Annotated in this window: 2 protein-coding genes; both read right to left on the bottom strand. The window is 75.7% G+C overall.

Features of this window, described 5'->3' with window-relative positions:
• Positions 1-170 precede the first annotated feature (170 nt).
• Positions 171-4,673, bottom strand: a complete 4,503-nt coding sequence (locus tag ABD308_RS16665) for an amino acid adenylation domain-containing protein (protein WP_344334979.1) — start codon at positions 4,671-4,673, stop codon at positions 171-173.
• A gap of 44 nt (positions 4,674-4,717) precedes the next feature.
• Positions 4,718-8,456: amino acid adenylation domain-containing protein (locus tag ABD308_RS16660; protein ID WP_344334977.1), on the bottom strand; the 3,739-nt coding region annotated here is incomplete at its 5' end.

The following is an 8,456-nucleotide window of genomic DNA, read 5'->3' as shown; positions in this document are numbered from 1 at the left end:
CGTCGGCGGCGTGCACGGCGGGCCGGCCGGGGTGGGCGGCGACGGCGGCGCGCAGCCGGGTCAGCGGATCGGCGGCGGCAGGGGCGGGGGCGATGACGGCCGGCTCCGCGAAGGTGGTCATGGCGGGGTACTCCTCCGTGAAAGGTGGGGTGAGAAGGGTCGGGGGGCCGTCAGACGCCGGCGGCCAGGCGGGCCAGGGCCGCCGCGTAGGTGTCCAGGAACTCCTCCGCCGTGGCGTCGTCGACCAGGGCCCGCTGGTGGTCCACGGCGAGCAGCACCCGTTGGGTGACGGGGTCCTGGATCAGCGAGGCGCCGAAGGTGAAGCTGTTCGGCTCGTGCCGGTAGGTGGGTTCGGTGCCGATCCGGCCGTCCTCGATGCGGGCCGAGCCGAGCCGGCCCAGGGCGTGGAAGCGCAGGTAGCCGAACTGGCTGTCGAGTGCGGTGTCGGCCATCATGCGGGCCAGCCGGGCGAACGGGACCCGGCGGTGCGGCATCATGTCGAGCTCCTCGCGGTGCACGTGCCGCACCAGCGCCGCCAGGTCCTCGCCGGGTTCGGCGACCAGTGGGACGGTGTTGAGGAAGAGCCCGTACACCTCGGTGCCGCCGAGCCGTTCGAGCCGGCCGTTCATCGCCAGCCCGGTGGTGACCCGGGGCCGCCCGGTGATGTGGGCGAGGGCGTACAGGTGGGCGGCGAGCGCGACGGACTTGACGGGGACGGCGAGCGCGTCGGCGACGGCGCGCAGCTGGCCGGGCGCGTCCGGCAGCACCCGTTCGACGGTGCGCGGCAGTTCGTGGACGTGCTCGCTGCCGGGCCAGAGCTGGCCGGTGGCGCCGTCGAGCCGCTGGTGCCAGTAGGCGAGCGAGTCCTGGTCGACGGCCGCGGCGCGTTCCACGGCCACGAAGTCGCGGAAGGCGGTGCGCGGTGGCGGGGCGGGCGCGGAGAGCGGGTCGGCGGCGAGCTCGGCGTGCCGTTCGAGGATCTCGGTGAGCAGGGAGGTGAAGCTCCAGCCGTCGAGGATCGCGTGGTGCTCGGAGATGGTGAGCTGGAAGGCCTCGGCGGCCAGGCGCTGCACGGTGATCCGGAACAGCGGGGGCGCGGTGAGGTCGAACGGCCGGTCGCGGTGGTGCTCGAAGACGGCCCGGATCGCGGCGTCCTGCTCCTGTTCGCCGCGCCCGCGCAGGTCTGCGAAGTCGACGGGGGCGGGCAGCGTGCCGTGCACGAGTTGCAGCGGTTCGCCGTAGCCGGAGAGGTCGAGACCGGTGCGCAGCACGGCGTGCCGGGCCATCGCCTCGTTGACGGAGCGGCGCAGCGCGGTCTCGTCGAGCGTGCCGGTGAACCGGTAGGAGTTGACGTTGTGGTAGCTGTCGGTGCCGCCGGCGACCTCCATGTGGAAGACCATCGACAGCTGCATGGAGACCATCGGGTAGGCGTCGACGATCCCGGGCGGCAGTTCGGCGCGGTCGTCCTCGTCGATCAGCGCGAACGGCCGGTCGGCGCCGGGGCCGGCCTGGACGGGCCGGGCCAGCGGCAGCAGGGCGGCGACGGTGGGCGCGTTGAAGACGTCGCGCAGGGAGAGCTGCCAGCCCCGGTCGTGCAGGGCGCCGGCCAGCTGGACGGCGCGGATGGAGTCGCCGCCGAGGTGGAAGAAGTCGTCGTGGACGCCGATCCCGGGGACCCCGAGCACCTCGGTCCAGACGGCGGCGAACAGCTCCTCCTCGGGGGTGCGCGGCTCGACGTGCCGGCCGGCCCGTTCGGGCGCGGCGGATCCGGGGGCGGGCAGCGCGGCCCGGTCGACCTTGCCGTTGACGGTGAGCGGCAGCGCGTCCAGCACGGTGACGCTCGCCGGGACCATGTAGGCGGGCAGCGAGCGGCCGAGGAAGCCGCGCAGGTCCTCGGGGGCGCGGCCGGTGACGTACGCGGCGAGCCGGTCGTCGTGCACGGTGACCACGCAGGTGTCGACGTCGGGGTGGGCGGCGACGGCGTTCTCGATCTCGCCGAGTTCGATCCGGAAGCCGCGCAGCTTGACCTGGAAGTCGGCGCGGCCGACGTACTCCAGGCCGCCGTCCGGCAGCCGTTTGGCGACGTCGCCGGTGCGGTAGAGGCGGGCGCCGGGCGGGCCGGCGGGGTCGGCGACGAAGCGTCCCGCGGTGAGGCCGGGGCGGCCCCAGTAGCCGTGGGCGAGGCTGCCGCCGCCGATGTACAGCTCGCCGGGGACGCCGGGCGGGCAGGGGCGCAGCCAGTCGTCCAGGACGGCGGCGGTGAGGTGTGCCATGGGCTCGCCGATGAGGCTGCGTTCGAAGCCGGCGCCGCCCTCGGCGACGTCGTGGACCGTGACGTGCACGGTGGTCTCGGTGATGCCGTAGAGGTTGCAGAGCCGGGCGGGCGGCAGCGGGTCGAGGTCGTGCCAGCGCTGGACGACGCCGGGGTCCAGGGCCTCGCCGCCGAGCATGATCCAGCGCAGCGCGGGCAGGGCCCGGGGGTGGCGGCGCAGGGCCGGTTCGAGCTGGCGCAGCGCGGACGGGGTGAGGCAGAGGTGGGTGACGCGCTGCTCGTCGAGGAGTTCGGCGAACTCCTCGGGCGAGCGGCTGGTGAGGTAGGGGACGACGTGCAGGCGGGCGCCGTGCAGCAGCGCGCCCCAGAGTTCCCAGACGGTCCAGTCGAAGGCGTAGCTGTGGAACAGCGTCCAGACGGTGTCGGGGCCGAAGCCGAAGTGCCCGTGGCCGGAGTCGAGCAGTCGGCTGACGTGCTCGTGGGCGACGGCGACGCCCTTGGGGCGGCCGGTGGAGCCGGAGGTGAAGATCAGGTAGGCGAGGTCGCCGGGGCGGCCGGCGGCGGGCGGGCGGGTGTCGGGGTGGGCGGCGATCTCGGCGGCCCCGGCGGTGAGGTCGAGGGTCTGCCAGGGGCCGGCGGGGGCGCGGTCGGGGCGGTCGGTGAGGACGGCGGTGACGGCGGTGTCGCCGAAGACCAGGGCGGCCCGGTCGGCGGGGGCGGCGAGGTCGACCGGCACGTAGGCGGCGCCGGTCTTGAGGACGGCGAGGATCGCGACCGGGACGGCGACGGTGCGTTCCAGCAGCAGGCCGACGCGGTCGCCGGGGCGTACCCCTCGGGCGCGCAGGGTGTGCGCCAACCGGTTGGCGCGGCGGTCGAGTTCGGCGTAGTCGAGGCTCTGCCGTCCGTCGCTGACGGCCGGCCGGTCGCCGTACGCGTCGACGGCGCGCTCGAAGAGGTGGTGCAGGCAGTGGCCCTGGTCGAGCCGGGCGGGTGCGGGGCGCCGCCCGGCCGCGGGGGCGGCGGTGAGCCGGCGCACGGTGGCGTCCGGGTCGGCGAGGGCGGCGTCCAGCAGGGCGGCGTAGTCGGCGGTGAGGCGGCGGACGGTGACGGGGTCGAAGAGGTCGGTGCGGTACTCGGCCTCGCCGCGCAGCCCGTCCTCGTGGTCGCCGGACGCCTCGAAGACGGACCAGGTCAGGTCGAACTTGCTGGTGCCGTTGGAGCGGACGGTGCGCCGGCCGGTGGCCGCGCCGAGGGTGAGCGGGGTGCGGTCCTCGCCGTGGGCGCCGAACACCACCTGGACCAGCGGGGGGTGCCGCGGGGTGCGGGCGGTGCCGAGGTGGTCGACCAGCTGGTCGAACGGCAGGTCGAGGTAGCCGAAGGCGTCGAAGGCGCCGTCCTGGAGGTCGGTGACCAGCGCACGGAAGACGGTGTCCGGGGAGAGCCGGACGCGCAGCGGCAGCAGGTTGACGAAGTAGCCGATCAGGTCGGCGAGTTCGGGGCGGCTCCGGGTGGTGACGGGGGTTCCGACGAGCAGGTCGTCGGCGCCGGTCCAGCGGTTCAGCAGCAGGGCGAAGGCGGCGAGTTGGACGGTGAACGGGGTGGCGCCCTCCTGTTCGGCGAGTGCCCGGACGCGGGCGGCGGTGCCGGGGGCGAGGGCGAAGTGCTCGGTGGCGCCGCGTTCGCCGCGCTCGGCGGGGCGTGGGCGGTCGCCGGGCAGCTCCAGCAGGGCGGGGGCGCCGTCGAGGCGGTCCTTCCAGTAGGCGAGGTGCTCCTCGTAGGAGGTGTGCCGCTCCTCCTCGGCCCAGTCGGCGTACCGGGTGGCGAGGGCGGGCAGGTCCGGTGTCCGCTGTTCGGCGAACGCCCGGTAGGACTCGGCGAGTTCGCTCTCGAAGAGTTCGGCCGACCAGCCGTCCCAGATGATGTGGTGGACGACGAACAGCAGGGTGGTGCGCTCGTCGGCGAGCCGGATCGCCTCGGCGCGCAGCAGCGGGCCGGTGGCGAGGTCGAACGGCTCGGCGGCCCGCTCGGCGATCAACTCCTCGGCGCGGTCGCCCCGTTCGGAATCCGGGAGGATGCGCAGATCGGTGACGGCGAGCGGGACCGCGAGGGTGTCGTGGACGTGCTGGCGGGGGCCGTCGGGGTGCAGGGCGAAGGTGGTGCGCAGCGTCTCGTGCCGGGTGGTGACGGCGTCCAGGGCGCGGGCCAGCAGGCCGAGGTCGAGCGGGCCGGTGACGTCGTACGTCCAGGGGGTGGTGTAGGTGGTGGTCCGCGGGTCCAGGCGGTCGAGGAACCAGAGGCCGCGCTGGAGGCCGGAGACGGGCGCGGTGCGGGCAGCAGCGGTGCGGGTGGGTGCGGTGTGGGCGGCGGCGGGCGCGGCCACGGGGTCGGCTGACGGGCTCACGGTGTCGTTCCTTCCTGTCCGGCTGGTGTCGGGGCGGCCCGTCCTCACGAGGCCAGCCGTTCGGCGATGGCGCCCACGGTGCGGCCGCGGAACACCACGTGCGGCGGGACGCGGGTGCCGGTCTGCTGCGAGAGCTTCATGGCGACCCGTACGGCCGCCAGCGAATTGCCGCCGATCCGGAAGAAGTTGGCGTCCGGCCCGAGGTCCTCGGGCAGGTCCAGGACGGCGCGCACGGCGTCGGCCACCAGCCGCTGGCGCGGGGTGAGCGTGTCGGCCGGGGCGGCGGCGCGGCGACCGGCGGGGGCCGGCAGGGCCTTGCGGTCGACCTTGCCGTTGGGGTTGAGCGGCAGCGCCGCCAGCACGTCGACGGTCGCGGGCACCATGTGCTCGGGCAGCAGCCCGGCCAGGTGGTCCAGCAGCGCCTCCGGGGCGGGGGCGGGCGCGCCCGCGTCGAGGGTGACGTAGGCGGCGAGCCGGTGGTCGCCGGGCGCCGGGCGGTGGACGGTGACGGCGGCCTCGCGGACGGCGGGGTGGCGGGTCAGCGCGTCCTCGATCTCGCCAGGCTCGACCCGGAAGCCGCGGACCTTGACCTGGTCGTCGATCCGGCCGGTGATCTCCAGCAGGCCGTCCGGGCGCCGGTGGCCGAGGTCGCCGGTGCGGTAGAGCCGCTCGCCGGGGGCGCCGAACGGGGCGGCGACGAAGCGCTCGGCGGTCAGCGCGGGCCGGCCGACGTAGCCGTGGGCGAGGCCGCCGCCGGCCGCGTACAGCTCGCCGGTGGTGCCGTCGGGCACGGGCTGGAGCCGCTCGTCGAGGACGTGGACCGCCTTGCCGTGCAGCGGGCGGCCGATCGGGATGGCGGCCCCGGCGGCGTCCTCGGGGGTGGCGCGGTGGCAGGTGGTGAGGCCGAGGCTCTCGACCGGGCCGTAGCCGTTGGCGACCACCAGGTCCGGGTACTGGCCGAGCGCCTTGCCGACGTGGGTGACGGAGGCGCGCTCGCCGGCCGTGAAGGCCGTCTTGAGGTCGTCGTAGGTCTCCGGGAACTCCTCCAGCAGGAAGTTGAACAGGCTGGCGGAGAGCTGGAGCTGGGTGACGCCGTGGCGCCGGGTCAGCTCGGCGATGGCCTGCGGGTCGGGCCGCTGGCCGGGCTGGAGCACGCAGACGCCGCCGAAGGCCAGCGCGCCGTACAGCTCCAGCGCGAAGGCGTCCCAGGAGACCGGGGAGCACTGCAGCCAGACCTCGTCGGGGCCGAAGCGGGCGTAGTCCTGGCCGAGGTAGGTGGTGGTGAGCGCGCGGTGCGGGACGGCGACGCCCTTGGGGCGGCCGGTGGAGCCGGAGGTGAACATCACGCAGGCGAGGTCGTCGCCGGTGACCGGCACGCCCGGGTCGTGGCCGGGGCGGGCGGCGATCGAGGCGGCCCGCGCGTCCAGGTCGAGGTGGCGCGGAACGGGGAACGGCGGGTTCGCGTGCCGGTGGGTGAGCAGCAGGGCGGCGGCGCTGTCGGCGACCGCGCCGGCCAGCCGCTCGGCCGGGAAGTCCGGGTCCAGCAGCGTGTAGGCGGCGCCGGTCTTGAGCGCGGCGAGCAGGGCGACCACCAGGTCGGGGCCGCGCTCGACCAGGACGGCGACGGTGTCGCCCCGGCCGATCCCGGTCTCGGCCAGGTGGTGCGCGAGACGGTTCGCCCGGGTGTTCAACTCGCCGTAGGAGAGCCGCTGTTCGCCGCAGACCAGGGCGAGGTCGGCGGGCCCGGCGGCGGCCCGGTCCTCGACCAGGGCGTGCACGGGCGCCTCGACGGCGGTGGCGAGGGTGCCCAGCCAGGCGTCGCACAGCTCGGCCATGGTGGCGGCGTCGAACAGGTCGGAGTCGTACTCGAACCGGCCGGTGAAGTCGGTGCCCCGGTCGTCGACGGAGATCGACAGGTCGAAGCGGGAGACCGGGTTGGAGTACAGCTCGCGGGTCACCTCGACGCCGCCGACGGTCAGCGGGCGGGTGTCCAGCGGGTGCAGTTCCAGCAGCACCTGGCAGAGCGGGTTGCGGTTCTCGGCGCGGTCGTCCGGGCGGTCCTCCAGGACGCTCGCCGCGATGTCGTCGAACGGCGCCTCCTGGTGGCGGTAGCCGGCGATCGCCACCTCGCGGACGTGCCGGACCAGTTCGCGGAAGTCCATGGCCTCGCCGATCCGCACCCGCAGCGGCAGCAGGTTGACGAAGTAGCCGACCAGGGCGTCCAGTTCGGCCCGGCCGCGGACGCTCACCGGGGAGCCGAGCACCAGGTCGCGCTGCCCGGTGCGACGGTGCAGGGTGAGCGCCAGGCCGGCCAGCAGGACCATGAACGGGGTGGCGTCCTCGCTGCGGGCCAGCGCGCGGACCGCCTCGGCGACCGGGCGCGGCATGGCGAAGCGGTGGAAGTCGCCGCGGAAGCGCTGCTCCTCGGGCCGGGGGTGGTCGGTGGGCAGCGCGGGCTCGGTCGGGGCGCCGGCCAGGTGCTCGCGCCAGTGGGCGAGTTGGCGTTCGGCGTGCTCCGGGTCCTGGTACCGCCAGGCGCTGTAGTCGGCGTACTGGACGGCGGGCCCGGGCAGCGCGGCCGGGCGGCCGGCGGCCAGCGCCTCGTACAGGGCGGCGAGTTCGCCCTCCAGGACGGGCAGCGAGCCCTCGTCCCAGACGATGTGGTGGCAGAGCAGCAGCAGGGTGGCGGTGTCACCGGTGCGGTAGAGGTGGGCGCGCAGCAGCGGACCGCCCTCCAGGTCGAAGGGGACCAGCGCGGCCTCGGCGACCAGTTCGTCCACCCGCCCGGCCTCGGTGTCCGTCACGGTGAACGGCACCGCCGTGGACGGGTGGATCAGCTGGCGCGGGCCGTCCTCGGTCAGCTCGAAGGTGGTGCGCAGCGCCTCGTGGCGCGCCACCACGCCCTCCAGTGCCCGCCGCAGCAGGTCCGCGTCGACCTGCCCGGCGAAGCGGAACACCCACGGCACGATGTAGGTGGGCGCGCCCGGGTTCCACTGGTCGAGGAACCAGAGCCCGCGCTGGTACGGGGAGAGCGGCGCCGAACCCGCCCCGGCCCGGGTCAGCGGCGGGCGCTCGCCCCCGGCGGCGGCCGTGACGGCGGCGGCGAACTCGGCGAGGGTCGGGGCGTCGAAGATGGTGTACGGGGAGATCATGCCGAAGACGTCGAAGACCCGGCCGACCACGCGCACGGCGGTCAGCGAATCGCCGCCCAGGTGGAAGAAGTTGTCCTCGGCGCCGACCTCGGGCACGCCCAGCACGTCCGCCCAGACGGCGGCGATCAGCTGCTCGGCGGGGGTGCGCAGCGGCCGTCCGGCGGGGGCGGCGGCGGGCGCGGCCTGCGGCTCCGGCAGAGCGGCCCGGTCGACCTTGCCGCCGGCGGTCAGCGGGAAGGCGTCCAGCACGGTGACGGTGGCCGGGACCATGTGCTCGGGCAGCCGCTCGGCCAGCTCGGCGCGGAGCGCGGCGGGGTCGGGGGCGTCGGGGGCGTCGCCGGTGACGTACGCGGCGAGCCGGTCCTGCTGGGCGACGACCACGGCGGCGGCGACGCCGGGGCGGGCGGCGAGCAGCTGCTCGATCTCGCCGGGCTCGACCCGGAAGCCGCGGATCTTCACCTGGTGGTCGGCGCGGCCGACGAACTCCAGCGGGGCGTCCGGGCCCTCCCGGCGCACGATGTCACCGGTGCGGTACATCCGGGCGCCCGGCCCGGGCGCGAACGGGTCCGCCACGAAGCGGCCCGCCGTCAGGCCCGGGCGGCCGTGGTAGCCGGCGGCGAGCAGTGGCCCG

This window comes from Kitasatospora putterlickiae (genome assembly GCF_039527695.1).
Classification (GTDB): domain Bacteria; phylum Actinomycetota; class Actinomycetes; order Streptomycetales; family Streptomycetaceae; genus Kitasatospora; species Kitasatospora putterlickiae.
The sequence above is the reverse complement of the archived record's forward strand: the minus strand, read 5'-3'. Positions and strand labels throughout refer to the sequence as shown.